The organism is Armatimonadota bacterium (genome assembly GCA_016223145.1).
Lineage (GTDB): Bacteria > Armatimonadota > Fimbriimonadia > Fimbriimonadales > Fimbriimonadaceae > Nitrosymbiomonas.
In genome coordinates, this window is sequence record JACRPN010000006.1 from 1 (window position 1) to 25449 (window position 25449).

The 25449-nt window shown below is 60.4% G+C and carries 20 protein-coding genes and 1 tRNA gene; 7 read left to right on the top strand and 14 right to left on the bottom strand.

Annotation, left to right across the window (positions count from 1 at the left end):
* Window positions 1–266 precede the first annotated feature (266 nt).
* The 3 genes from HZC36_04255 to HZC36_04265 form a co-directional block, all read right to left on the bottom strand.
* Window positions 267–342 (bottom strand) — tRNA-Arg (locus HZC36_04255).
* A gap of 198 nt (window positions 343–540) precedes the next feature.
* Entirely contained in the window at window positions 541–924 is a 384-nt protein-coding gene (locus HZC36_04260) for a tetratricopeptide repeat protein (protein ID MBI5706185.1), read from the bottom strand.
* A 139-nt stretch (window positions 925–1063) separates the two neighbouring features.
* Window positions 1064–1495: a tetratricopeptide repeat protein gene (locus HZC36_04265; protein ID MBI5706186.1), complete on the bottom strand. Its 432-nt coding sequence runs from the start codon at window positions 1493–1495 to the stop codon at window positions 1064–1066.
* Between the two features lie 169 nt (window positions 1496–1664).
* On the opposite strand from HZC36_04265, the gene flhA reads away from it, so the two are divergent.
* Both flhA and HZC36_04275 read left to right on the top strand, forming a co-directional pair.
* Window positions 1665–3743, top strand: a complete 2079-nt coding sequence (flhA, locus tag HZC36_04270; GenBank protein ID MBI5706187.1) for a flagellar biosynthesis protein FlhA — start codon at window positions 1665–1667, stop codon at window positions 3741–3743.
* Between the two features lie 58 nt (window positions 3744–3801).
* Complete coding sequence (locus HZC36_04275) at window positions 3802–5391, top strand: acyl-CoA dehydrogenase family protein (protein ID MBI5706188.1); 1590 nt, start codon at window positions 3802–3804, stop codon at window positions 5389–5391.
* 98 nt (window positions 5392–5489) lie between these two features.
* Here HZC36_04275 and HZC36_04280 read toward each other — a convergent pair whose 3' ends face one another.
* Genes HZC36_04280 through HZC36_04290 form a run of 3 tightly spaced genes read right to left on the bottom strand, consistent with a single transcriptional unit; the run spans window position 5490 to window position 7521 of the window.
* The gene (locus HZC36_04280) at window positions 5490–6221 is read right to left on the bottom strand and encodes a hypothetical protein (GenBank protein MBI5706189.1); all 732 of its coding nucleotides are present in this window, start codon (window positions 6219–6221) and stop codon (window positions 5490–5492) included.
* Window positions 6218–6772, bottom strand: coding sequence for a cob(I)yrinic acid a,c-diamide adenosyltransferase (locus HZC36_04285; protein MBI5706190.1), 555 nt, complete (start codon window positions 6770–6772; stop codon window positions 6218–6220). The genes HZC36_04280 and HZC36_04285 overlap by 4 nt, the downstream gene beginning before the upstream one ends.
* Complete coding sequence (locus HZC36_04290; GenBank protein MBI5706191.1) at window positions 6769–7521, bottom strand: WecB/TagA/CpsF family glycosyltransferase; 753 nt, start codon at window positions 7519–7521, stop codon at window positions 6769–6771. The genes HZC36_04285 and HZC36_04290 overlap by 4 nt, the downstream gene beginning before the upstream one ends.
* Window positions 7522–7738: 217 nt before the next feature.
* On the opposite strand from HZC36_04290, the gene HZC36_04295 reads away from it, so the two are divergent.
* The 4 genes from HZC36_04295 to HZC36_04310 all read left to right on the top strand — a co-directional run bounded on the left by HZC36_04295 (window position 7739) and on the right by HZC36_04310 (window position 10924).
* Window positions 7739–8572 carry a prepilin-type N-terminal cleavage/methylation domain-containing protein gene (locus HZC36_04295; GenBank protein MBI5706192.1) on the top strand — a complete coding sequence of 278 codons (834 nt, stop codon included), beginning with the start codon at window positions 7739–7741 and terminating at the stop codon, window positions 8570–8572.
* A gap of 130 nt (window positions 8573–8702) precedes the next feature.
* Window positions 8703–9179 (top strand): hypothetical protein, encoded by a 477-nt coding sequence (locus tag HZC36_04300; GenBank protein MBI5706193.1) that lies wholly within the window; start codon window positions 8703–8705, stop codon window positions 9177–9179.
* On the top strand, window positions 9176–9988 hold the full coding sequence (kdsA, locus tag HZC36_04305; GenBank protein ID MBI5706194.1) for a 3-deoxy-8-phosphooctulonate synthase: 813 nt from the start codon (window positions 9176–9178) through the stop codon (window positions 9986–9988). Before HZC36_04300 ends, kdsA begins: the two co-directional genes overlap by 4 nt.
* 93 nt (window positions 9989–10081) lie before the next feature.
* Window positions 10082–10924 (top strand): PEP-CTERM sorting domain-containing protein, encoded by an 843-nt coding sequence (locus tag HZC36_04310; GenBank protein MBI5706195.1) that lies wholly within the window; start codon window positions 10082–10084, stop codon window positions 10922–10924.
* On the opposite strand, the gene HZC36_04315 is transcribed toward HZC36_04310, so the two are convergent.
* The 3 genes from HZC36_04315 to HZC36_04325 all read right to left on the bottom strand — a co-directional run bounded on the left by HZC36_04315 (window position 10915) and on the right by HZC36_04325 (window position 14030).
* On the bottom strand, window positions 10915–11409 hold the full coding sequence (locus HZC36_04315) for a YajQ family cyclic di-GMP-binding protein (protein ID MBI5706196.1): 495 nt from the start codon (window positions 11407–11409) through the stop codon (window positions 10915–10917). The two genes, HZC36_04310 and HZC36_04315, sit on opposite strands and share 10 nt — an antisense overlap.
* Window positions 11410–11817: 408 nt before the next feature.
* Window positions 11818–12435, bottom strand: coding sequence for a hypothetical protein (locus HZC36_04320; protein ID MBI5706197.1), 618 nt, complete (start codon window positions 12433–12435; stop codon window positions 11818–11820).
* Window positions 12432–14030, bottom strand: coding sequence for a hypothetical protein (locus tag HZC36_04325; protein ID MBI5706198.1), 1599 nt, complete (start codon window positions 14028–14030; stop codon window positions 12432–12434). The genes HZC36_04320 and HZC36_04325 overlap by 4 nt, the downstream gene beginning before the upstream one ends.
* 771 nt (window positions 14031–14801) lie before the next feature.
* Here HZC36_04325 and HZC36_04330 point away from each other — a divergent pair.
* Window positions 14802–15755 (top strand): hypothetical protein, encoded by a 954-nt coding sequence (locus HZC36_04330; GenBank protein MBI5706199.1) that lies wholly within the window; start codon window positions 14802–14804, stop codon window positions 15753–15755.
* A 629-nt stretch (window positions 15756–16384) separates the two neighbouring features.
* Here the strand turns inward: HZC36_04330 and HZC36_04335 are convergent.
* From HZC36_04335 to nifJ, 5 genes are all read right to left on the bottom strand, one after another.
* Window positions 16385–17212, bottom strand: a complete 828-nt coding sequence (locus tag HZC36_04335) for a carbohydrate ABC transporter permease (protein MBI5706200.1) — start codon at window positions 17210–17212, stop codon at window positions 16385–16387.
* Between the two features lie 184 nt (window positions 17213–17396).
* Entirely contained in the window at window positions 17397–19856 is a 2460-nt protein-coding gene (locus HZC36_04340) for an extracellular solute-binding protein (GenBank protein MBI5706201.1), read from the bottom strand.
* Window positions 19857–20008: 152 nt separating this feature from the next.
* Window positions 20009–20590: a PEP-CTERM sorting domain-containing protein gene (locus HZC36_04345; GenBank protein MBI5706202.1), complete on the bottom strand. Its 582-nt coding sequence runs from the start codon at window positions 20588–20590 to the stop codon at window positions 20009–20011.
* 203 nt (window positions 20591–20793) lie between these two features.
* Window positions 20794–21798, bottom strand: coding sequence for a dihydroorotate dehydrogenase-like protein (locus tag HZC36_04350; protein MBI5706203.1), 1005 nt, complete (start codon window positions 21796–21798; stop codon window positions 20794–20796).
* A gap of 7 nt (window positions 21799–21805) precedes the next feature.
* The gene (nifJ, locus tag HZC36_04355; GenBank protein MBI5706204.1) at window positions 21806–25444 is read right to left on the bottom strand and encodes a pyruvate:ferredoxin (flavodoxin) oxidoreductase; all 3639 of its coding nucleotides are present in this window, start codon (window positions 25442–25444) and stop codon (window positions 21806–21808) included.
* Between the last annotated feature and the right edge of the window lie 5 nt (window positions 25445–25449).

Below are 25449 nucleotides of genomic sequence, written 5' to 3' on the forward strand. Positions count from 1 at the left end.
GGACGAGGACCATAGCCGCAGGTTCCGTGCCTGCGCTAAGGGGACAAAAGGGCAGAGGGACGAGGACCGTAACCGCAGGTTCCGTGCCTGCGACGAAGCTGCGGGACAAAGGGACAAAGGGACAAAGGGACGGGGACCGTAACCGCAGGTTCCGTGCCTGCGCTAAGGGGACAAAGGGGCAGAGGGACGAGGACCGTAGCCGCAGGTTCCGTGCCTGCGACAAAGCCGCCCGAAACCCATGTGCCCAGCATGGACAAGGTGGAAACTGGCGCGCTCGAGAGGACTCGAACCTCCGACCTACAGGTCCGCAACCTGTTGCTCTATCCACTGAGCTACGAGCGCGCGGGAAGGGTCGTATTATACCGGACGCGGTTGGGGGCGATGAGTCGGGGAGGGGAGAGTGGGTGAGGGGATGAGGAGATCAAGGGATGGATGTTCCCGACTCATCATCCCCTAATCCCATCATCCCATCACTCCGGCTCTCATCACCGTCTCACCGACTCATACCCTCCCGGTCTCGCCGTCTAGGCCCCTCACGCCCTAGGGTCGCCAGACCTTTGGAGGTACGCCGATCTTGCTTTCTCCAAGCTCGTTCTCGAGCCTCTCGATGGCCTGCTCGATCATCTTGTCGCTGGGCCTCAGATTGTGCACGTCGCGCGCCACATTCAGAGCTTCCCGCGCGCGCCCAAGCTTGTCCAGGCACTGGAACAGCTTGCGCCCCGCCTCCCAATAGTGGGGCTCCAAGGCGACGGCGCGCTGAAACTGGTCGGCCGCGCGCTCAAAGAGGTGGTTTCGTTCGTAACAGAGCCCGAGGTAGGCGTGTCCCTGAGGGTTCTCGGGGTGGTTGAAAGTGAAGCTGACGAGGGCCGTCTCGGCCTCGTCCCATTTGCCCTGTTCCATCAGGGCTTCGATATCGCTGATCATTTCCGTCCTCCGTCCGACAAAGCGCCGGACTTTCGGCTATCGCCGCCATCAGGGAGGACTTCCCGCCCGTGAAGGCGGTCTATCCACATTGTACTCGCGAATACGCCGTTTCAAGCAGGGCTAAGGACCCTTTCCTGTCCTATTCGTCATCTTCAGGGCCTTTGAGATCGATCATCCACCAGCTTTGTTTCAGGGATACCTGCCAACCTTCCAAGTCGCGCTCAGGGACTTGGCGCCTTAACCCGCGCACCAGCCCCAGAATCTCCTGATCGCTGGGCCGCTCTTTGGAGACTTGCTCGGCTGCCTCCAGGGCCTCTTCGTATCGGCCCTGGCAATCCAGGCTCCTGGCCAGCGCGGCCCCAGCCTGCCAGAACCGGGGGTCGAGCGCGAACGCCCGGCCAAAGCTCTCGGAAGCCTCTGCCATTCGCCCCTGGTGCGCCAGGCAGATCCCGTGCAGATAGTGCGCTCGAGGGATAGCGGGCTGAGCCTGCACGAGCCGTTCCGCGGCTAGGCCGGCCTCTTCCCAGAGGCCGCTTGCGATGAGCGCTTCGATGTCCGCGATCTTCGACATGAGCCACCTTAGATTCTGCCTGAACTCGGGGAGCTCTGTCCGGGCCAGATTCAGCCAAGAAGGAAACTTGCCTTGGCCGATGGCCTGGCTCAAACTGGCTCCACCGACCTTCAGAACCCGGCAACTTTGCCGACACTACCAATAAGGCCCAACTGCGGCTCAGCAGACCATGAACAGCGTCCAGAGGCTCCTTAAGCACACCGACCTCCTCCTGGGTGTGGGGCTCGTCATGGTCGTGGGCATGCTCATCCTGCCGCTGCCCCACTGGGGGCTCGATTTCGGCCTCGTCATCGCGCTTGCCTCTGCGGTGATGATCCTCTTGTCAGCGGTGAACGTCACCGACCCCTTGCAGTTCAGCGTGTTCCCGAGCCTGCTGCTCATCACGACGCTCTTCCGGCTGGCCCTGAGCATCGCCGCGACCAAACTCATTCTGGGAACCGGGCAGGCCGGACAGGTCATCGAGACCTTTGGCAACTTCGTCATGGGCGGCGACTTCGTGGTCGGGTTCGTCGCGTTCCTGATCTTGGTCATCGTCCAGTTCGTGGTTATCACAAACGGCGCAGGCCGCGTCTCCGAGGTCGTCGCCAGGTTTACCTTGGACGCCATGCCCGGCAAGCAGATGGCCATCGACGCCGATCTTGCCGCCGGTCTCATCGACGAGCAGGAAGCTAAGGCCCGGCGTAAGCAGATCAAGCAGGAAGCCGACTTCTATGGCGCGATGGACGGCGCCTCCAAGTTTGTCAAGGGTGATGCGATCGCGGCTGTGCTCATCATTGTGGTGAACATCATCGGCGGGTTCGCTGTGGGGTTCATGCGCGGGCAGGGCGACGCGATGACGATCCTGAAGACCTACGCGGTTCTATCGGTTGGCGAGGGCCTGGTTTCGCAGCTTCCGGCACTGCTTATCAGCACGGCGAGCGGCTTGATGGTCACCCGCGCCGGACAAGAGCGCAGCATGGGAGTCGAGGTTGCCGGACAGCTCCTGGGGCAACCCAAGGCACTCGGATTCTCAGCTGGAGCGCTTGCGGCCATGGCCCTGGTGCCCGGGTTCCCCGCGACGATCTTCTTGACCATTTCAGGCGTGCTCTTTGCGCTGTACCAGTTCATGAAGGCGAACCCGAACGCGCTGGCCCCAGCCTCCGAAGTCATGAGAGCAGAAGCGGCGGTAAAGGCGGCTGCCAAGGAGGCAGCGCCCTCCGGCCCAGAGGCGGTGATGGCGCTGCTGACCGTTGATCCGCTTGAAATCGAGATCGGATACGGCCTGACAAAGCTGGCCGACACCCGCGTCGGGGGCGATCTTCCGGAGCGTGTGAGCGCCACTCGACGTCAGTTGGCTTCTGAGATGGGCTTCGTCATGCCGACGGTGCGCATCCGCGACAGCATCCACCTCAAAGCCAACGAATACATCATCAAAGTGCGCGGGGAAGAGGTCGCCCGCGCGGAGCTTTATACGGATCGGGTCTTGGCGGTTGACGGCGGGGCGGTCATCTACCCTATCGCCGGCGAGCACACCAAGGACCCGGTCTTTAGCCTCGACGCCTACTGGATCGATTCGGCCCAATCGGAGCAGGCCGAGCGTGGGGGCTACACGGTCATCGAGCCGAGCGCCGTGCTCTCGACCCACCTGTGCGAGGTCGCCAAGACGCATGCCGCAGAGCTGCTCACACGCCAAGACGTCCAGGTCCTGCTCGACAACGCCAAACTAACAAACGAGGCCGCGGTCAGCGAGCTGGTGCCCAACGTGCTCCAGATCGGCGACATCCAGAAGGTGCTCCAGCACCTCTTGCGCGAGCGCGTACCGATCCGCGACATGGTGACGATTCTGGAGACGATGGCGGACTTTGGCACGCGGGTCAAGGACCCCGACCAGCTTGGCGAATTGGTGCGCGCAAGCGTGGGCCGCACGATCACGCGGCAGTTCCTGGATACCAACAACCGGCTCTACTGCATCACCTTTGAACCGGCTCTGGAGCGGGAGCTCGCCGAGAAGGTGCACGTGACCAACTTCGGGTCCTCGCTGGTTCTCGACCCCGACATGCAGCGCCAAGTCATCGACGGAATCCAGTCAGAGTCCGATCGCGCGGTGGCAAAGGGGCTTCAGCCGGTCCTGATCTGTGGCGCACAGTTACGGCTACCGATGCGGCGGCTCTTGGAGAAACATGTGTCCAACGTGCCCGTGATCAGTTACAACGAGGTTTCGGCCAAAGCGGAGGTCGAATTCGTCGGCCAGGTGCGGGCGGCGGCTTGAGACTCTGCAGCCGCAAATGGCTTTCCGGAAAGGCCACCGATCATAATCTCGCGAAGCAATGGCGCTGACTTTTGACATGGACGTCCTTCCTGGCGGAGCCTTCCTCTATAGACCTCCTGAGAAGATCTTCACGGTCGAGGATTTCTCCTCCGACGATCGCCTGATGATCGAGACGGCGGAGCAGTTCAGCCGCAAAGAGGTGCTGTCGGCGGTCGACCGGCTGCAGGTGCAGGAAGAGGGCCTAATGCCCTCGCTCATCCGTCAGGCCGGCGAACTGGGCCTTCTCGGTACAAATGCGCCCGAGAAGTATGGTGGCCTGGGTCTTGGCAAAAACCTCAGCGCCAGGATTTTGGAGTTTCTGAGTCTGGACGCTTCGTTCAGCGTTACCGCCGGCGTGACCAGCGGAATCGGCGTGTTTGGACTCTCATGGTTTGGAACCGACGCACAGAAAGCCCAGTATCTGCCACCCGTCGTCTCCGGCGAGTGGTTGAGTGCCTATTGCCTGAGCGAGCCCAATAGCGGAAGCGACGCTCTGGCCGCCAGCACCCGTGCCGACGAGCGCGGAGGGAAGTGGATTCTCAACGGAACCAAGGCCTGGGTCTCGAACGCCAAGTGGGCGAACCTGTTCTTGGTGATGGCGAAGATTGACGGCGAACGGTTTAGCGCGTTCCTCGTGGAGCGCAACTTTCCCGGTGTTCACATCGAAAGGGAAGAGCTCAAGATGGGACTGAAGGGCTCTTCGACGGCCAGGGTCACTCTCGACAACGCCGAGGTTCCGATCGAGAGTTTGCTCTATGAACCTGGACAGGGGCATCGGGTCGCCCTCAACGCTTTGAACCTGGGCCGATTCAAGCTCTCCGCGATGTCGCTTGGGCCCGCGCGACAGGCCATGCGCGAGGCGGCGGCCTATGCCCTGGATCGGAAGCAGTTTGGCAGCCCGATTTCCGAGTTCGGCCTGATTCAGCAGAAGTTCGCGACGATGGCAGCGCTCTTCTACGTGGCGGAGTCCATGATCTATCGAACTGGAGCCTCGATCGACGCCGCCTTCGAGGCACATCCCGATACTCCCGAAGGCAACCGCAAGGCCGCCGAGGAGTACGCCATCGAATGCAGCGCCTGCAAAGTTTTCGCCACCGAGGCCGAGTCGTGGATCGTGGATGAGGCGTTCCAGGTGTTCGGCGGATATGGGTTCACTGAGGAGTTCCCGATCGCCAGGCACTACCGCGATGCGCGCGTGAGCCGCATCTACGAGGGGACGAACGAGATCAACCGGGTGTTCATTGCTTCGCGCCTCCACAAACTGGCCGAAGGAGGGAGAGCGTCATTGGAGGCTGCTGGGGACTCGTTCATCTCCAAACTTGCAGGCAAAGCCATGGCGCAGCCCCCTCGCGATCAGATTGCCCTTGGCGCTCAATCGGACCTCGTTCTGCTTGCTTACGCGGAGCAGTCGGCGCGCCTCAGGGCGAGGCAGTCCGGCGCTTGGGCGGAAGAGCTGTTCAAGGTGGCCGTGCCGGTCCTTAACCAGCGGGCAGCGGCGGCGTTTCAGCGGGTCACGGGAGAAGCGGTGTTGTTGCCGCAACCTGAGGTCAACGACCTTGCCGAGATTGCGGGAAGGGTCTATGAGTTTGGCGGCCCGTTGGGCACATAGGCGAGTCTGAACGGCCGTAGGTTGGAGGACATCGGCCACAGACGTCTGCAGTGGGTGTTTCCTCGCGGCTCTAGGGTAACCGAGGGACCTTGCGGCTGTCACAACACCAACTTGAAGAGCTTCTGATCGACTTCCACGTTAACCTTAAGGTCTACTTCCCAGAGGCTGGTGACGTTGAACCTCTGGCCGCCGAGGTCGAGGGTCTGCTCGATCACGTAGCGCATGAGGTCGCCCTCTTTGCCGATCAGCATCTGAAATCTTCCGGATGGGTGATCGGCGTCACCATATTCCTTCCATTGGCCCGAGATTGAGTACGCCTCGACGTCCCGGACTTTGGTCACGCCGTCCACCCTTACGGTGTACCACTGGCCGCGAAGATACTGCAGGTCTTCGGTTCGGCTGATGGCGATATCCAGGGGCGCCGACCGATCACCGATGCCTCCAACCACCCCGGAGTAGATGTCGCGGAGGCCCAAAACCTTGCCCGAAGCCAGGTTGATCGGCTCGGCCAGGCGCTTAGAGTCTTGACCGATCACCTGCGGCGCGGGATAGGAGAAGTGCTTTCCATCGGAGGTGACCAGCCATACCTTTCTGTCGCCATAGTCCTTCTGCTGGCGGATATAGAGCTTTGCAGGGTGCTCGTACTGAATCTGGGTGGTCAGAGTCGCAGACTCAGTGGCGGTCCCCTGGCGGAGCACAATCGTGCCTTTGAGGGTCTTGGCCGAGTTGTACTTGGCGATCATCTTTGAGATCAGCTCCGATGCGCTTGGAGCGTCCTGCTGCGCCGCTCCCGCGAGCAATGCCGATGCCAAAAACAATGCTTGTATCACGATTCGCTTGCCTCCGAGACCCACTTTACGTCTTCGACGCCATCAACATGGTTGGCCGTTCGCGCCGCCACGAAAAGCCAGTCCGACAGCCGATTCAGAAACTGAAGAACGACCGGTCTGGCGCCTCCAGCGTTTGCGATGGCAACGACCGAGCGCTCTGCCCTGCGGCAAACGGCCCTTGCCGTGTGCAGCCGCGCCGCCAGTTCCGTGCCCCCGGGCAGGATGAAACTCCTGAGCGGCGAAAGCGCCTCAGACAGTCTGTCGATCGAGCCTTCCAAGTATTGGACGTGCGAATCGGAAAGGGTTTCATTGACGAACCTGCTTTCTTGCGGGGTCGCCAGTTCCGCGCCGATCTCGAACAAGAGGTTCTGGACCACCTGAAGGTCTTTGTTCAGCTCGGAGATCGTGCTTGCGGTTCGGCAGGCTCCGATCCAGGCATTGAGTTCATCGACGTCTCCAATGGCCTCAAGCAGGGCGCTCTGTTTGGAGATGCGCTGGCCGCCTACCAGCCCGCTCTCCCCCAAGTCGCCGGTTTTGGTGTAGATCTTTATCGGCTTCGGAGCACTAGCCATGCAAACCTCGGGAGGGCAAGAGCCTTGCGCCATTTTCGCGGGTTCATCACCGTTCGCCAGAGCCATTCCAGCGAGAGCTTCTGAATGAGCTTCGGCGCTCGGCGCGTTTTGCCGCTGAAGACGTCGAAGGAACCGCCTACGCCGATGGCGACTGGCGCGCCGATGATCGGAATGGTGCGCTTAATGAACTTCTCCTGGCGCGGGATCCCCATAGCAACGAAAAGCACGTCGGGTTTGAACTCGGCAACTTCAGCTGCGACGATGTCGTCGCTGTCACCGGGAAAATAGCCGTGACGGGTGCCCACGATGTTGCATCCCGGATACTTCAGGCGGAGCTTTTCGGCCGCCATTTCGGCGACGCCAGGCTCCGCGCCAAGGAAATAGAGCCTCCAGCCTTTGTCGGCGCTCTTGGCGCAAATCCGATCCAGGAGGTCGACGCCGCTCACGCGTTCGGGAAGCACCTTGCCCTTTCGCCTTGCCGCCCAGAGGATTCCAATGCTGTCCGGGGTCACCAGATCGGCGCCTTCCAAGATGCTCCTGAATTCCGGATCGGTCTGAGCCTGAACGATGCCGCTGGAGTCGGCGGTGACCACCATTTGGGGCTGCTTCGACGCGACGAAACCGGCAATGCGCTCCATGGCCTGCTCCATCGACACTCGATCGACGGGCATGCCCAGAATCTCGACGGTCTCTCGAACCTGCCCCGTAGCCTGTGTTTGAACGGCCATCTTGCGCGCCAAAGTGTACCTACATGGCCCCGCCCCCGCACGCCTTTTGACTGCCGCTGACGAGCCCAGCAAAAATGACGTTTGATGCTAGCGACAGAGATCGCCAAGATAAGCCAAACTTCATGGAATCCACGGGTGTCGAAGCGTCAGAGGAGGGCTTTTGCCGTGCACAGCGCAATAAAGGCATCACGTGGTGGCCAACGGAGGTCATTGAAACGTGAAAAAAGCCTTTACCCTGATCGAGCTGCTTGTCGTGATAGCCATCATCGCGATCCTTGCAGCGATTCTCTTCCCTGTGTTCGCCCAGGCCAAAGAGGCCGCGAAGAAGGCTACTTGCATCAGCAACCAGAAGCAGTGCGCCATCAGCACCATCCTGTACGCCTCGGATTACGACGACTATTTCCCGATGAGCGCCTACATCCTGGCGCCTCTGCCGCCCGATCCTCGGCTCCGCGTGTTCTCGGTCTATGATGCCGTCGAGCCCTACATGAAGAACAACGGCGTCTTCAACTGCGCGAGCTATTCGCCGGGCATCGACTGGAAAAATCGGGTCGAGACCGCTCCCCCACTTCCCGGCGCCCTGACGACGGCAGGGTCCTTCCAATATGCCGGCTACGTGCCAAACCTCGGGGTCTTTGGAGAGAGCTTCTGCGCGCTGCCCATCGCCTCCTTGCGGGTCTACACGCCTACGACGACCGTCACCGCGATGCCCATCCCGGCGGAGACCATCATGTTCTTCGACGGCTACATGCGCAAGGCCGCACGGCTGAACTACTACAACTTCCCGGGCATGGCACGCCATGCGGAGGGCCTCGTGGTGAACTTCACCGACGGGCACGCCAAGTGGTACAAGTACTCCGGCATCCCGACAGGTGGCTCGACGGCGGGCGTCGCGACCGCGCTTCGGCCAACCTACTACTCGTGGAACACCGGCCCGCTCCTGAAGAACGAGGCCGATCTTGAGATGTGGCCGGCGAACACGGTCTATAACGACCTTCACGGCATTCCGGGAACGGCCATCACCGACTCGGAAGACTACGCCTGTCCGTAAGGGTCGTAAGTCCTGACGAGCCGCGCCCGCTGCACAGCGGGCGCGGCTCGTTGGTTTCTTGGTTGGCGATGCTGGGACCGCGTCTGCCCGTATAATAGATGTGCCCGCCTGGCGCGGACGGAGAACGCTCATGATGACTGCCCTTCTTGGCTTTGTGCACTTGGCCGCCGCATTGATCTCACCAGCCGTCCCAGCGCTTCAAGAGCCATCTGTAACCTTCAAGCTGGTGCCGAACGTGGTGGCGCCTGGCGCCAAGGTCACCGGACAGGTCGTGGTGAAGTTCGCTGAGGGGATGCACGGGTACCAGAATCCGCCGACCAAGGACTATATGATCCCCGTAACGGTCGCGAGCGCCACTCCCGGCGTTTCGGCCAAGCCAAGGTATCCGGAAGGCGTTATGCGCACGTTGATGGGCGAGGAAGCCGCCGTCTATGAGGGCGAAGTCACGATCCCAGTGATTATCACCGCCCCCAAGAAACCCGGCAAGGTCAGCGTCAAGGTCAAAGTTGGCTATCAGCAGTGCAATGAGACTTCTTGTTTCCCGCCGCAGTCGGTGACGCTCGGAATGACCCTCACGGTCAAGGCAAAGGCCTCGTCCCCGAAATGAACGTCGGCCCTTTCCAGATCGGCCCGAACAAGTTGACCTTGCTCGGCGGCCCCTGCCTTGCCGAGTCCCTCGACATGTGCCTTCAGGTGGCAGAATCGCTGAAGACCACCTGCGAGAAGCTGGGCGTCAACTACATCTTTAAGGCCTCGTTCGATAAAGCCAACCGTACGTCGGCTGGGGCGGGCCGAGGCGCGGGAATGGAAGCTGGGCTCGGGATTCTGGCGGCTGTGAAGGAAACGCTCGGGATCTCGGCCACCACGGACGTCCACCTCCCAGAGCAAGCGGCTCCCGTGGCCGAAGTGGCAGACCTGCTCCAGGTCCCCGCATTTCTCTGCCGGCAGTCGGACCTGCTGGAAGCCTGCGCAAAGTCTGGGAGGCCCGTAAACGTGAAGAAGGGCCAGTTCCTTTCGCCTTGGGACACTCAGTACATCGTCAAGAAGCTGCAGGCCTTCGGCGCAAACGGGATCATGCTGACCGAACGGGGCACCACCTTTGGCTATAACACGCTCGTGGTGGATATGCCGGGCCTTGAGGTGATGCGGTCGTTCGGTGTGCCGGTGTGCTTCGATGCGACGCATTCAGCCCAGCGCCCCGGCGCGGCGCAGGGGGCGTCCGGAGGAAATCGGGACTCCATCCCGGCGATGGCGCGCGCGGCAGCGGCAGTGGGGATCGACGCGCTCTTTATGGAAGTGCACCCAGACCCGGCTAACGCTCTGAGCGACAAAGAGACCCAGTGGCCGCTGGCCGACGCGGAGAGGCTGCTGGCTGAGGTCCACCGAATCTGGCAGGCGAGACGCGAATTATCCTGACAAAAGTGTCACATTTCCGGCTCCAGCGGACAACCCTCTCTTGAGCGCGGCAACGCCCTGGGATTGGACTAACCGCCGGCTTGGAAGCACCTTGTGAGACATCAGCGCCACCTTTCGACCGGGAAGCCTTTGACCATCGCCGGCTTGGCCGCTCTCGCCGCCTTGAGTGCCGCCCAGGGGATGACCAACGTCGGGCGGATCGTCATCGATCAATACAAGCTGGTGGACGCCAATTTCCCAATCACGGTCGGACCGGGAGCGCGGCTGATCGCCCACTTCGAGCCCAATGAGAACTTCGAGCGCCAGACCTGCTGTAAGCGCGAGAACCTGAGGTGGATCCAGACCTACTTCGCCGATCCACGTGTGGGAGGCGTTTCGCCGCCATTCCCAGACCAAAACAGGCCGATCATCGACCCGCGCAAGGATCAGCGCGTGCCCGGCGCGCCGACCGGAAAGGGCGACGACTTGCCCTTCTACGATCTGACCTACCCCACGTTCAACGACGTGGATCCCAACACGAACGTCCTGACCAATGGCAGCGGGGTTTATTACCAAGACACGCCGCGCGTGGAGCCGGGGCAGATTCGAGAGAACGTTCGGGTGAGGCTGACCACCGCCCTTGTTTGCGTCGAAGAAAGACGGATGTGCGTGCTTGGCGGTTTCCGTTGGGGTTTTGACGTCAAGAACCCCGGGCCGAACACTCTCTTGCCCATCGGCCGAATGAGTGAGGCCGAAGTCCGAAACAACCCGTTCACTTCCTTCAACACCGCCCTGCGCGCCGACTTTCCCTCCGATCCCCAGTGGACGATGCTGGGGGCCTACCGGTGCGGGTGCATGAACTGGATGAATGTGGAGGGCGTACCTGAGCCTTCGAGCCTGCTGGCGCTTGGGGGTATGGCGATCATGGTGGTCCGGCGCAAGCGGCGTTACCGGTAGTTCTCGAAGTTGACTGGGACGGGGAGATCGAGGCCGCGAACGAACGCCATGGTCTTCTGCAGCTCGTCCTTTTCTTTGCCAGAGACCCGGACCGCGTCGCCCTGAATCTGCGCTTGGACCTTGAAGCCCTTGTCCTTGATCTGTTTGATCAGTGGCCTGGCGTGGTCCTGCGAGATTCCTTGCTTCAGGAGAACCTTTTGTCTTATGGAGATGCCCGACCCATGCTCGATCTTGCCGTAGTCCAGTTGGCGCAGGTCGATGCCGCGCTTGACGAGCTTGCTGATCAGGATGTCCTTGAGCTGGCCCATGCGGAATTCGTCATCGGCCACCAGGGCGATCTCCTCCTTTTCAAGCTCGATGGAGGCCATCGTGCCGCGGAAATCGTAGCGGTTGGCAAGCTCGCGCTGAGCCTGGTCGACGGCGTTCTTGACCTCCATCATGTCGGCCTTGCTGACGATGTCGAACGAAAACTCCTTTGCTGCCATGGCGGAGGAGATTGTGACGCAAAATCGGCTGTTGATGGCTGGAGGAGTACGCCAGCCACGATCGCACCCGTTGTCGTCTCTGCAGTTGTGCCTTTCGCCGCTCGCCGCAAGTCAGGAATCCTCCAAATCCTTGAAATCTCTGGCCACTTCTGGGAAACCAGTACTTTGGGCGGTGCTTTCGGCGATGGATTTGGGGCGGGCAGGGATGGCCCTCTGATTGAAGGGATTGGGAGAGGAATAGGTCAACCTTGAACTTCTCAGATCGCCCCAAGCTCGCAGACTCGAATGGTGCGCCACCCAAGCCAGGGGCAACCAGGACACTTGCCAGACCTTCACCCTTCAATTGTCCCACGCGGAGCGCGGCTGGCCGTGACTTCGGGAGCACTGATACGAACCGTCTGGCCCAGTCTATCGAAAGGTATTCTGATCGTCACAAAGGTCGAACAGGCCATCCTCGCCAGTCGTGGTGTAGGCATCGAAGTTCACAATTCTGCAGGATCTCAGCCGAAAGGACCGTACAGCAGTTACGAAACGATGAGAAAACACTTCCAGCTGAAGGTGCTTAGTGTGCGGCCCGACCCACACATCGCTTATCTCCGGGTCAAGACCTGTTACGACCGGCAGGCTGTATTCGTACCATTTGCCAAAAGCTGGCTCGCAATGCCGAAAGCAAAGGGAATTGAATTCAAAGGGAGTAACTACATACCAGTAGGTTAGCACTTCACCTCCTTTTGTTCGGACATCAGCAGGCCGATAGAGAATTCCCTTGACCAGCGCTTCTTCGAACGCAGCCTTTGCTTTCTGTGACAGCAGAAGTCCCATTGTGATCGGAGGGCACAGGAAGTCCGGGGGAGCCCCCTTTCCGAAGTACTCAAAAGGAGGATCGCCATTGCAGTTGAGCCAAGACACAGGATACAACCCTCGGCGTTGTCCCGTTTCTATCTCGTAGTCAGATTCAGAGTCGAACAGCTTAGTAACGTTGAATGACGAGTCACTAACTCCGAAGAAGCAGTGATACCAGTTCATGACCCACCACCTCCGCACATAGCTCGCGCAAGATCATAGGCGTAGTCAAAGAAGTCCTTGAAGTCCGCCTTTGGATGATCTCGGAACCAATCCACGAGCCTTTGGCGATAGGCAACACTGAGCCTGCTATGTCGAGCCGGATCGACCCACATGCCATTGCACGGATTTCGGAGAAATTCAATAAGCGCAGCCTCGCCTCCAGGAAATCCCCTAGCGAATCTTTCAATAACTGTCTCAGCCAACGAGACGGGGATGATATGGTGCGCAACTTCTCTTGCCTTTGAGGCCACGACTTTCCCCGATCGAGAGTTGAAACCGCCTCTCAAGATGTTGACTAGTTCATATCCTCGCTTGCCAACATACTTAGAGCCAGCCTTCGCGGCGCGAGCCACCCAAGATCCCGGAACGGCTGGCACGAGGATAGAAGCGCCACTCCAAAGAACATAGATACCGTTCATCAATGAGGGGCTCCTCGCAAACTCGGCAAGATCGTAGAAGAGACCAAGAATGTCGAGAGCTGTCTCGAACCAGTAGCCGCGTGGATCCACACGAACCAGTGGATTATTCTGACAATAGGAATACCAGTTCCTGCCTTCTTTCGTCGGATCCCTTGTCAAAAACCTCCCGATACTGGAATCGTAATACCGGTGCCCCAGGAGCTTCAGGCCGGAGTCGTTGTCATCTTGGTAGCCGAAGGGGCCGCCGTAGCTGAAAGGTCCAACCCATGAACCAGAAGATGAGGTCAGATTGCCAAAGGCGTCGTACTGTTTCGAGCTTGATACCGTCTGATTCGAAGCGGTTTGCCGCGTGTTGCTCTTGATACCGGCGTGCTGGTAAGTAGAGGTTCCCGACGAGCGCACCGAAGCCCCTGGCGTGAAGTTGCTGTTTCCGTCGCTGAGCAAGGGCGCCGTAACCCCTGCGCCATCGCGCTTGTACGTCCAAGGCTGAAGGTAACGATCCACCCTTCCAACTCTCGTATCGAGTCCATTGTAGGTAAAGGTGTTCGTGCCTCCACTGGGTATCTGCACCAGGGTCAGGCGATCCTCATAATCGTATGTCAACCATGAGGTCCCCGAAGGCGTGGTCACACTCGTCATCCTGCCCGCTGCGTCGTAGCCGTAGTTCTTGTAGCCGCCGTTCCAGGTGACCGAGGTTAGCTTGTCGCCGGGGTCGTTCGAGTACGTTTCCACCAGACCGTTCACCGTCCTCGACGTTCGGTTTCCGTTGGCATCATAGGTATAGGACGCCGAATAGCCCGTCCTTGTCTCGGAGGTGAGCTGGTCGATATTGTCGTAGCCGTAGGTGGTCGAGACCCCGTCCTGCGTGTGGTTGGTTACGTTCGAGGCATTGTCGTAGGTATAGCTTTGGCTGGAGAGGGTGCTTCCGCCCGAGTTCTTGAGGAGGATCGAGTTCGGACGATTGCGGCTGTCGTAGCCGAAGGTCTCATAGGTACCGTTGCCGAAATCCTTGCGCGAGAGCCTCTGCGAGGTGTCCCGCGTGAGCTGCGTGACCTCGCTGTAGGGGTTCGTGATCGTCACCTTGCGAAGGGCGTCGTTGTAGGCGTAGGTGGTGCTCCCCACCCCGATCTCGGTCATCGAGGTCCTGCGCCCCGCAGCTCGACCGCGCCATCGCCGACCTCTTGGACAAGCTCAAGAAGAACCCGGTCAAACGCCCCACCCAACCGCCCGACCCCGTGAAGATCCCGCCTGGGAAGAGAGACGGTGATTGGGTGAGTCGGTGAAAGGGTGAGACAGTGAGACGGTGAAACGGTGAGATGGTGAGATGGGGAGCAGACATCCTTGCCTGGCTCTAGCCGGGGCGAGACTGCTTGCTCTTTAGCTCGCGCCAGGGGTGATTCAAATAGGAAGCGCCCCGCCGGAGTCCTCCAAATCCTCCGAATCCTTGGCCACTTCTCCATTTTGAGTACTTTTGAACTGCAGTTCCTTGGGCTATTGTGCCGTTATCGATGTCCTAATCCGAGACCCATGCCATAGGGCTGGGAGAGGGTGCATCGCGTCAACCTGTTTGGGGACCGATTGTGGATGCTCGACGAAGGGCCTTGGGACTCAACACTGATGATTGGGCTAGTCACGCGACAAGTGAACTATGGGCAGTCTGGGCTCACGGAAGGAGGCAAAGCAGTGGCCCGCTGAAGATCTGAAGTGCGTGCCCGTATCTGGTTGATCGCCAGCTTAGGGGTTCAGGCGAATTCAACGGCATGGGACAGGAACAGGACTTGAACAGGAAGAAGGAATCTGTTTCACTGTTCTTGAATCTGCAATCAGCTTAGGAGGCAGGCTGCGCGCCGGGATGGAACATACTGCGGCCGAGCCCTTTTGCTGTGACCAGAAGATAGGAGGAGATCTTTGAAATCGTTCAGGAACACCAATCGGTCCCTTTCGCCTCGACTCAGGGCCATCACTGTCCTTGCCGCCCTTTGGGCGACGTGCGCCGCAACTCCGCCAGAAACCTTGGCGGTCCACGATCTTGAGTTGATTATCGGTGTGTCCAATCCTACAAATAGTCCTGTCAGTATCACTCTTGGACCCACGCAGACGTTCATTAACACGCCAAACGACGACTTCGAAGTGGGTTACTACACAAAAGCCCATTTACGACTTGGGACGATCTCGAAGATCTCAGACATCTCTGGAATGACGATCCGAGTTCATGGCTCGGACGCCGTCACGATTAACTACCTGAAGCTCTATGTGAATGGTTGCTCAGACCTGTATTATCACCCCACCACATTCGCCCCAATCGTAGTTGCAGGCAATGGATCGGTGTCGTTCTCGGCCGCGCAACTTAGGGCAAACGCAGCATGGATCGCCTACACCGGAACGACTTGGCGCAGGACACCTTGGCCTCTTGTGCAGCTTAAGCAGGTTGCCTACACGATGGCGGGCCACGCCATGGCATCGCCAAGTCCACTTAGTTGGAAGACTTCCACCGGCGCGAGCGCGCTATCCCATGTGATTGACGAACATGGAGTCTGTGTCAAGCAGACTTTGGCGTTAGTGCAGAAGGTCACTGACTCGACCACCAAAACCTATGAGGTGCGATTTACGATGCACTATGGCATTTCCTGCTCCTCGGGCTCATTTTGGCGGTATGTGCTTCGGAATCCCTATAGCCGCACTGTACTTCTCAACGGAGCCACGGTATCGAGCAGCAACGTGCCCTACGCGGTTGAAACCGCTTCCAAGAATTTCTTCGCCTACTTCAAAGAACTCCTAGAGGAGCCAAGGCGTAACGGCGCCAAAACCGCGGAGATCATCTCCGATGCGAGCGACGCAAACCCCATTCGATTTACTTTCTAGACGTCTGCCCCGACTCAAATTGTGAGTCGTTGAGAAAGAACTCGACGAGGCGGGTGGGCCCGCTCTGCCTGCCCCCTCGTTCATCACCTGCCTTCGTGTGACCGCTTTCTGTGCGCCGCCCCAATCCTCTGGGTCGGGTAAACGTCATGGCGTTGTGCTCCGGGCCAAGCATCCGCTCTGAAGCAAGGTTGGCTCGCCCGTTAGGACTACTGGCGCCGACCTCCGGCCCGCGGATGGTCCTTTCCCAGAATTCCCAGGGCTGGCGCCCTGGGCTGATCACGGTTGGCCCTCCGGGCCTGCGGGGTGCGTAAATGTGTGGTGAGAGGTTGGTGGTTAGTGGTTGGTGAGTGATGTCCGTCCGGACCCCGGACATCTGGCCTACCCCGTACCTCAGTCTCTACACCCCCAGGACCCCGGACCCCCTCACCCCCGTTCGCTGCGCTCACGGTCCCTCTCCCCAGGGGGAGAGGTGGTTTGCCGGAATCCAGACCCTGCACCCCAGACCCCAGACCCCCTCACCCCCGTTCGCTGCGCTCACGGTCCCTCTCCCCAGGGGGAGAGGTGGTTTGCCGGAATCCAGACCCTGCACCCCAGACCCCGGGCCCACAGCATGCGCCCGAAGACCTCCCTCACCCCTCTTTCAATCCACTACTTGCCAGGCTTTCGACGATTTGCCGCTGGAACACGAAGAACACCACCAGCACCGGCAGGATCGAGATCAGCGCGCCTGCCATCTGGATGTTCTCATTGCCCGGGAAGCGGCCCTGCAGCATCGCGACCACCAAGGGCAGCGTGTACTTCTTCTCGTCTAGCAGGAAGATCAGCGGCCCCATAAAGCTGTTCCAGGAGCCAAGGAACGTCAGAATTGCCAGCGTCGCCAGAAGGGGCTTGCTGAGGGGCACGATGATCGAGCGGAAGATGCCCCACTCGCTGCAGCCCTCCAGCTTGGCGCACTCGATCAGGCTGTCGGGGATCTTGCCCACGAACTGTCTGGCCAAGAACACCCCGAACGCCCCCGCTAAGCCCGGCACGATCAGCGGCGTCCAGCTATCCAGCCATCCCAAATCGCGATAGAGCAGGAACGAGGGGATCAGGAGCACCGAACCCGGGATCATCATCGTCGAGAGGAGCATCAGGAAGATGCCGTTGCGCCCAGGGAAGCGGTGTTTGGCGAACGCATAGCCCGCCAATAGACAGAAAAACATGCTGCCGAACGTGAGCGGCAGGGCAATAAGGAAGCTGTTCCACGTGGCCTGGAGCACCAGTCCCGCGTCGAGCAGGTCGGTGTAGGGCTTGACGGTGGGCTGCTTGACGAACAGGCTGACTACGGGCTCGGCGGCCTCTGTATTCGACTTCAGCGAGGTCACCACCATGTAATAGAAGGGCAAGGCCATCATCAGCCGGCCGAGGGTCAGGAAGAGGTAGCTGAACACACGTTCGGCGCGGCTCTTTCTCATCGTGTAGCTCCGGTGGAATCGTTCTGCGACCCCTTCGGGGACGGGTAATTGGGAATGTGGCTCGTAGCCCGGGGTCTCGCTTCGCTCGACCACCGGCTATCGTTCTTCGACCCCTCCGGGGTCTCAAGACGAGCGATTCCGAGGCACGGGAGGAATCCGACTCTCGATCTGGCTTGGCTCGGCCTCATTCCCCCTCTCCCCCTCTGCGTCGGTAGACCCGGAACTGAACCGCCGTGAGCACCAGGATCATGGCGAACATCACATAGGCGATCGCCGCCGACTTGCCCATCTCGTAGGTCTCAAAGCCGTTGTGGTAAATCAGCGGAACCAGGGTGAGCGCGGAGTCGTTCGGGCCGAACCGCGCTCCGGCGTCGCCGCTCTTGTTGGCCATCATGTAGATCGGTTCGAACACCTGGAAAGCCCCGATGAGCCCCAGTACGCTGATGAAGAACACCTGAGGCCGGATCCCCGGCAACGCGATGTTCCAGAATCGGCGAACCGCACCCGCCCCATCGACCTCGGCGGCCTCGAAGAGTTGAGCCGGAATCTGCTGAAGCCCCGCCACGAAGATGAGCACATTGAACGCCAGCCCGTGCCAGATCGCGAGCACGATCACGCACTGAAGGAAGGTCTTCTCGCTTTGAAGGAACGGAGCGGGGTCCTTAAGTACGCCCAGGTTCATCAGCGCCGCGTTCAGCCAGCCCTGGGGCCCGCTAAGGAAGAGCTGTGAGAAGATGAGCGCGATGCTGACCACGCTGGTCACCAAGGGAGAGAAGTAAAGGAACCGCCAGAACTTCTCGCCCCTCGGCTTGCCGTAGAGCAGATAGGCGAAGAAAAGCGAGATCATGATGCCGATCGGCACGGTTAGAAGCGCATAGTAAGCGCTGCGGAAGGTCGCCGAACCCAGGTCGCCGCTCTCTTTGGCCTGAACGTAGTTGTGCGCTCCAGTCCAGCTCGCGGTCGAGAGCGGCAGCACAGGGTGGTACTCGGTGAAGGAGAGGTAAAGAGCTGTGACCGCCGGCACGAACACGAACACCACCGCCAGCACCACCGGTGCCGCGATGAAGAGGTAGCTCCATCCGTGCTTCCTAAGGCGTGGCGCGAGCCCGACCATGAACAGCGCAACCCCAAGCAGCCCCACCGCCGACCACTTCACGACGTCGAGCACGCTGGACCGCCGCTCGTAATCAGGGAGGTCGCGCACCACATTTCCGAAGCGGGTCTCATACCGGGCCGTTTCCTTTTCGACGATGGCTTTTGCCTTCGGTGCGATGTCTCTGTAGCTTGATTCGAGCTTGGAACGAATCGCGTTGTCGAGCGCCTGCCGCTCCTTGGCGTATCTCCCGGCGCCCATAGCCTCGATCATCTTGGTGCGCGTGGTGCCGAGCCTCGCAGCCAGGGCATCTTGCCGGTCGCGGATGAAGGTCTGCATCTGGTCGAGCAGGTTGGCTTCGAGCCGGTTGGCCTCAGCAGCGCCGTTGATGCTCGGCGCCGTGTCAAACGAGGCATAGGTCTTGCGCAGCACCTCGATCAGCCTTTGGCTGCCTTTGAACTCGGCGCGCCGCCAAAAGGCGGCATTGGAGGGCCCCCAGAACTCCCGCAGCGGTGAGATCGCCATGTTGCTTTGCTCCCCGCGGCTCATCCGGTCCAGCGTCATCGCCTGCTGAGCCTCCATGGAGTTCATGTATTCCAGCCATCGCATGGCCTGGCGCTTCTTGGCGGATTTGCGAAAGACGACGTAGGCCGTCCCGCCCATGATGTTGAACGCCTTGCCATCATCGGCCCGGGGCCAGGGCGCGATGTCCCACTTGCCTGCGACTTCGGGTGCGGTGAGCCTGATGCTGTCGAAGTTCGTATGCAGTTCAAAGAAAAGCGGGACCGCAAGGCTCCGGTCGTTGGAGCGGAACATCCCGATGACGCGGCTGCTGAGGTCCTTGCCCGGCGAGTTGTGGGTGTGCCATAGGCGCATCGCCTGGTGGACGCCGTCGAGGTACCTCGGTTGGGTCCAGTTGACCTTCAGTGTGCCATCCGTTTCGAGTTTGAAGCCGGTGAGCCCATAGGGCTGGGTGTAGAGCCCGATCGCCCACTGGGCATACGCTGGGAAGCCGAAATAATAGCGGTACCGGTTCGCCTCCAGGACGTCGATGACGCGGTTCAGTTCGGACCACGTCGCAGGAGGCTGCAGACCCAACCGGCGGAACACGTCCGTCCGGTAGAACATGATCATCGTCGAGAGGTCGTGCGGTATGCCGTAGAGCCGCTCGCCGGCGGCAAAGATCGTCAGCAGTCCGGGCGGGAACTTGGCTTCGAGGCGTTTCGTCTCTTCGGGAAACTCCGTCCTCAGGTCCACGACGCCGCCGACAGCGCCGTAATCGAACGGCCCTCCCAGGTTGGTCACACCTATGTCCGGCGGAAGCCCGGCCGCCATCGCTGCGAAGTACTTGGTGGCAAAGCTCCCCCAGGCGAGAGGCGTCACGTTGACGTGGATGCCGGTCTTCGCTTCAAACCTGTCGGCGAGTCCCCGATACATCCGCACGTCGAGCACGCTGCCCGTCACGGCCCAGAAGTTGATGGACTCCTTTGCCGGGCCGGCTAATCCCAATGCGCTCAGCCCCAAGAGCAGCGCGACAATCCAAGCGCGCACCTTCGGCGCCCTTGTTACCCGCTGAGTTGGGTCTGGCCAGTGCCCCACGAGGATAAGTTCTCCATCTGTCGAACCTGTCCCTTCTCAATGCAAAAGGCCCGGCCGGTCTTTTGAACCAGCCGGACCCAACAGGATCCGAAGAAGATCGGATTCTATTTGCGGCGTCGGACCACGGCCAAGAGACCGAGGCCGAGGACGGCCATCGAAGCAGGCTCGGGCACCGGGTGTATGAGCATGTTGGGACCCCACCAGCCATCGCCGCCGGCCGTTCCGCCGCCGCCCGTCGGGGCAACGAGGGTCGCGCTGGCACTGTAGGCGTCGGTCACGAAGGCGATGTTCGGGTCCGTGTAGAAGCCCGACGTGGCCCACGTGTAGTTGTCGATACCCGTCGTCGAAGCGATCATGTATCGGCCGGCGGCCAGATACAGCGGGGTGATCGAGGCATACCGGAAGTGGCCCAAGAGCGTGTCGCTGCTGGTCACCGTGGTGGAGGCCAACAGATTGCTGCTCATGTCAAAGATTCCCACGTCCTGGGAGCCCGACAGGAAGCCGTCGCCGTTATCGTCGTACGAACCGAGCGCATAGACGCTGACCGGATTCAAGACGTCGAACTGGCAGCCGAGGCTCCAGTAGCCGTTCGTGTAGTTGATGCTGATGCCGCTGAACTCCCAAGCCTGCCCAAAGGCGCTGGAAGCTGCAACAGCTGCAAGGCTAATCAAAGCGAGTTTCTTCATAGTCCTTTCCTGTTCCGAATGCACTGGCGGAGCCGCAAGATGCGGATCCGTGCAAGCGTAACGGAATATCAAGGAATGGCCCAATGAAAGGGCGTAGCGCAAAATCAGGTTTCAATACTGTCGGTATTTGACCTGGCAGGCAAATGTGTTGGCCTGATGGTAGAGGCCAACTCGTTAGCAAGTAATAGTCACAGTTTGGAGCGTTACTTGCTCATGGATGGGGCAAACGTCTCAAGCACCTTGATGTAATTGGCGCGGACGAACGCAGCGGGATCTGCGGACTTGCTTTGGCTCATGGAGCCCTTCATCTGTGCGACAGAGGAATACCCTTTAGTCTCCATCCATTCCGTGAGGCCGTTGACGATGGCCTCGATGTGGCCGGCCCCATTTCGGAGTAGGGAAGAGGTCGTCATCACGGCATCGGACCCGGCCAAAAGGTACTTGGCGGCTTCGACGTGGCTTCGCACTCCCGTGGTGGCGGCAAGGGAGCAGTCGAGTCTGCCGTGGAGCACACCGGTCCATAGAAGGGGCAGCCGAATTTCGGTGGGCTCGCTGAGTTGGAGCTGCGGCTGGACCCGCATGGTTTCCAGATCGAAGTCCGGCTGGTAAAAGCGGTTGAAGAGGACCAATCCGTTGGCGCCGGCTTGGACGAGCTTGGCGGCCATGTCCGCCACGGCGCTGAAATAGGGGTGCATCTTGACCGCGATTGGGATCGTGATGGCCTTTCTGACGGTCTTGACGATGTCCAGGTAGCGCTCCTCCACTTCTTGCCCCGATTGATCGAAGGAAGTCGGCAGCGTGAAGATATTGAGCTCTATCGCGTCGGCGCCGGCTTGCTGGAAAAGCTCGGCATACTCCGACCAACCGGCATCTGATAGGCCGTTCAGGCTGGCGATAATCGGGATCTCCGTTGCTTCTTTGGCTTTTCGAATCAGGTCTAGATAGCCGTCCGGACCGATACGGAAGTCGCCGATCTCTGGGAAGTAGCTTCCGACCTCGTGAAAGCTCTCCTGGCCCTCGGCGGAAAGGTGCTCCAGGGCCTCGTTTTCGAGCCTGATCTGCTCTTCAAAGAGCGAGAACAGCACGATCGCGGAAGCGCCCGAGTCCTCAAGCTTTAGGATGCCATCGAGGCTCTTGGAGAGAGGCGAAGATGAGGCAACGATCGGGTGCTTGAGCGTGATTCCAAGATAGGGGGTAGTTAGGTTCATTGTTTCGTTACCTCGAAGCCATTTCCTCATAGAGGCTCCAGCGTTGGTCGACCAGCTTTTGCGCCTTCTCCATCATCTCGTCTGCGTGGCCAGGGTTGGTGATGCGGAGCATCCGGTAGCGCAGTTCTTGATCTGTATATTGCGGGAGTTTTAGCGTCGGGCGCTGGGAGTCCAGATTGAACGGATTCAGGCCCTCTTGCCTGAGCGCAGGGTTGTAGCGAACCAGGGGCCAATACCCGCTATGGACGGCCCGGAACTGCTGATCGAGGCCCTTCTCCATGGTGATGCCGTGGGCGATGCAGTGGCTGTAGGCAAGCACGAGCGAGGGGCCCTTATAGGCCTCGGCTTCACGCAACGCCAGAAGTGTCTGCTGCGGGTTTGCGCCGAACGCCACGCGCGCCACATACACGTTGCCATAGGAAATCGCCTGAAGGGCGAGGTCCTTTTTGCCGACTTGCTTTCCTGCGTTGGCAAACTTGGCGACCGCCGCAAGCGGCGTGGCCTTGCTCGCTTGGCCGCCGGTGTTGGAATAGACCTCGGTGTCCATGACCAGCACGTTGACGTCTCGGCCGCTGGCGAGCACATGGTCGAGGCCGCCAGAACCGATGTCATAGGCCCAACCGTCGCCACCCACGATCCAGACGGAACGCCGAACCATGTGGTCGGCGACCGCAAGCAGCGCCTTGGCTGCATCGCCCTTGGGACCGCCGGAATGGGCGGCCTGAAGCTCGGCAAGCTTGGCTTTGAGGATCGAGACCCTCTCCCTTTGAAGCCGGATGTCGGACTCCACAAGCTGAGGCGCATGCAGCAGCTCGTCGACCAGGTCCTCGCCGAGATCGGCCGCAAGGGTTCCCAGGAGCCGCTCTGCGGCATCGAAATGACGATCTGCCGCGAGCCTCATTCCCAATCCGAACTCGGCGTTGTCCTCGAATAGGGAGTTGGACCACGCTGGTCCGCGACCCTCCGAATTCTTGGCCCAGGGGGTGGTGGGCAGGTTTCCGCCGTAGATTGAGGAGCATCCCGTGGCGTTCGCCACCAGCATGCGGTCGCCGAAGAGCTGGGAGAGAAGCCTCAGGTAGGGCGTTTCGCCACAGCCGGCGCAAGCACCCGAGAACTCCATCAGCGGCTCGAGGAACTGTACACCGCGCACGTTGGAGAAGTCCACCCGCGAGCGTTCGTTGACCGGGAGCGTCTCAAAGTAGGCCAGGTTGGACTTGGTTCGGTCGAGCACGTCGGCCTTCGGCGCCATGTTGATAGCCTTGACGTTGGTGGCTTCCTTGCTGAGCGCAGGACATGCTTCCACGCAGATCCCGCATCCGGTGCAGTCTTCGGCGTAGATCTGAAGCGCGTACCGGGTCTCCGGGAACCCTTTGGCGTCGATCGGCGCAGAAGGGAAGTCCTTCGGGGCGTCGGAAAGATAGTCCTGATGGAAGAGCTTGGCCCGGATCGCGGCATGGGGGCACACGAAGCTGCAGTTGCCACACTGGATGCAAAGCTCGGGCTCCCAGACCGGAACGCTGAGAGCGATGTCGCGCTTCTCCCACTTTGAGGTGCCCGTCGGGTAGGTGCCGTCGATCGGGAGCGCGCTCACTGGGAGCGTGTCGCCGAGGCCGGCGATCATCTTGGCGGTCACGTTCCTGACGAACTCCGGAGCGCCGTCGGCCACCGGGGGCCGCATGGCGACCTTCGAGTCGGTGCGATTGGGCGGGGTTACTTCTTCGATGTGGGCGATGGTGTGGTCCACCGCGCGGAAGTTCTTCTGAACGACCTCTTCGCCCTTTCGGCCATAGGTCTTTGCGATGGATTTCTTGATCCTGGCGATCGCCTCATCCTTCGGCAGCACGCCAGAGATCGCAAAGAAGCAGGTCTGCATGATCGTGTTGGTCAGCTTGCCCATGCCCGTCTCGTTGGCGACCTTTTGGGCGTCGATCACAAAGAACTTGAGCTTGCGCTCGAGGATGGTCTCCTGCATTTTCTTGGGCAGGTAGTCCCAGACCTCGGCGGCGCCATAGGGGCTGTTGAGCAAGAGCGTGGCGCCAGGCAGGGCGTTCTCCAGCACGTCTATGCGGTTCACAAATCCGAACTGATGGCACCCGATAAAGTGGGCCTTCTGGATGAGGTAGGCGGAACGGATCGGCTTCTTGCCAAATCGGACGTGAGAGGTGGTCTGGGAGCCGGACTTCTTCGAGTCGTAGACAAAGTAGCCTTGGGCGTAGAACTCGGGGTCTTCGCCGATGATCTTGATCGTGTTCTTGTTGGCGCCGACGGTTCCATCGGCTCCGAGCCCGAAGAAGAGCGCCCGGTGGACGCCTTCGGGTTCCGTTGAGAAGTCGGGATTGTAGTCCAGATGCGATTGGCAGACGTCGTCGACGATTCCGACGGTGAAGTGGTTCTTGGGCTCCGGCTTCATGAGTTCGTCAAAGATCGCCTTGACCATTCCAGGTGAGAACTCCTTGGAGCCGAGGCCGTAGCGGCCTCCGATTACAGAAACCGAGGTCCGCTTGGTCTCATGAAGAGCATTCACGACATCCAAGTACAGCGGCTCGCCCGAAGAACCGGGTTCCTTGGTACGGTCGAGGACTGCAATGGACTTGGTCGTCGCCGGCAGGGCCGCCACGAACCGATCGACGCTGAACGGCCGGTATAGGCGAACCTGGACCATTCCGATCTTCTCGCCCTGATCGACGAGATGTTCGACGGTCTCGCGGGTCGTCTCAGCGCCCGAGCCCATCAGAACGATCACGCGCTCGGCGTCGGGCGCTCCGACGTACTCAAACGGCTTGTAGGCGCGGCCGGTCAGCTCGCCAAAGCGCCTCATCGCGGCTTCGACGTGATCTGGGCACGCCATGACGAACGCGCTGCAGGCTTCTCGCGCCTGGAAATACACGTCCGGGTTCATCGCCGTGCCGCGCATGAACGGGTTATCAGGGTTCAGCGCTCGCCTCTTGAACGCTAGAACCAACTCCTCGTCGATCAGGGCTCGAATAACGGAATCGGGGATGAGCGTGAGCTTGTTGACCTCGTGAGAGGTTCGAAAACCATCAAAGAAGTGAACGAACGGAACCCTGGACGCCAGCGTCGCGGCTTGCGCGACCAGGGCCATGTCGTGGGCTTCCTGCACGGAGCTGGAGGCAAGCATCGCGAACCCGGTCTGACGGACCGCCATCACGTCTTGATGGTCGCCGAAAATGGACAGCGACTGGGTGGCCAGCGCCCGGGCTGCGACGTGCATCACGAACGGCGAAAGCTCGCCTGCGATCCGGAACATGTTCGGGATCATGAGCATTAGGCCCTGGGAGGCCGTGAACGTGGTCGTCAGAGCTCCCGCCTGCAGAGAGCCATGCACGGCGCCGGCGGCGCCGGCCTCGCTCTGCATTTCGAGCACGTCGGGGATCGCTCCCCAGATGTTGCGTTTGCCTTCGCTGGCCCATTGGTCCGCGAACTCGGCCATGGCCGAGGACGGGGTGATCGGGTAGATCGCACAGACCTCGTTGACGCGAAAGGCGACATACGCGCAGGCTTCGTTGCCGTCGAGCGTGACCTGGGTTTCTGCGACAGGCTCGCCCTTGGGGCTATCGCTTTCAGCGGGCGCATTCGCGGTTGTGCTGGAAGCAGGGGTGGACTTGGTATCGCTGGTGGTTGGCATGGTGG

What these genes read in the sequence shown, in the direction of transcription:
- HZC36_04265 (MBI5706186.1), bottom strand. Translation starts at nt 1,495, where the DNA reads ATGTCGAAGATCGCGGACATCGAAGCGCTCATCGCAAGCGGCCTCTGG.
- HZC36_04300 (MBI5706193.1), top strand. Translation starts at nt 8,703, where the DNA reads ATGATGACTGCCCTTCTTGGCTTTGTGCACTTGGCCGCCGCATTGATC.
- HZC36_04260 (MBI5706185.1), bottom strand. Translation starts at nt 924, where the DNA reads ATGATCAGCGATATCGAAGCCCTGATGGAACAGGGCAAATGGGACGAG.
- HZC36_04350 (MBI5706203.1), bottom strand. Translation starts at nt 21,798, where the DNA reads ATGAACCTAACTACCCCCTATCTTGGAATCACGCTCAAGCACCCGATC.
- flhA (MBI5706187.1), top strand. Translation starts at nt 1,665, where the DNA reads ATGAACAGCGTCCAGAGGCTCCTTAAGCACACCGACCTCCTCCTGGGT.
- nifJ (MBI5706204.1), bottom strand. Translation starts at nt 25,444, where the DNA reads ATGCCAACCACCAGCGATACCAAGTCCACCCCTGCTTCCAGCACAACC.
- HZC36_04345 (MBI5706202.1), bottom strand. Translation starts at nt 20,590, where the DNA reads ATGAAGAAACTCGCTTTGATTAGCCTTGCAGCTGTTGCAGCTTCCAGC.
- HZC36_04275 (MBI5706188.1), top strand. Translation starts at nt 3,802, where the DNA reads ATGGCGCTGACTTTTGACATGGACGTCCTTCCTGGCGGAGCCTTCCTC.
- HZC36_04335 (MBI5706200.1), bottom strand. Translation starts at nt 17,212, where the DNA reads ATGAGAAAGAGCCGCGCCGAACGTGTGTTCAGCTACCTCTTCCTGACC.
- HZC36_04315 (MBI5706196.1), bottom strand. Translation starts at nt 11,409, where the DNA reads ATGGCAGCAAAGGAGTTTTCGTTCGACATCGTCAGCAAGGCCGACATG.
- HZC36_04325 (MBI5706198.1), bottom strand. Translation starts at nt 14,030, where the DNA reads ATGACCGAGATCGGGGTGGGGAGCACCACCTACGCCTACAACGACGCC.
- HZC36_04320 (MBI5706197.1), bottom strand. Translation starts at nt 12,435, where the DNA reads ATGAACTGGTATCACTGCTTCTTCGGAGTTAGTGACTCGTCATTCAAC.
- kdsA (MBI5706194.1), top strand. Translation starts at nt 9,176, where the DNA reads ATGAACGTCGGCCCTTTCCAGATCGGCCCGAACAAGTTGACCTTGCTC.
- HZC36_04290 (MBI5706191.1), bottom strand. Translation starts at nt 7,521, where the DNA reads ATGGCCGTTCAAACACAGGCTACGGGGCAGGTTCGAGAGACCGTCGAG.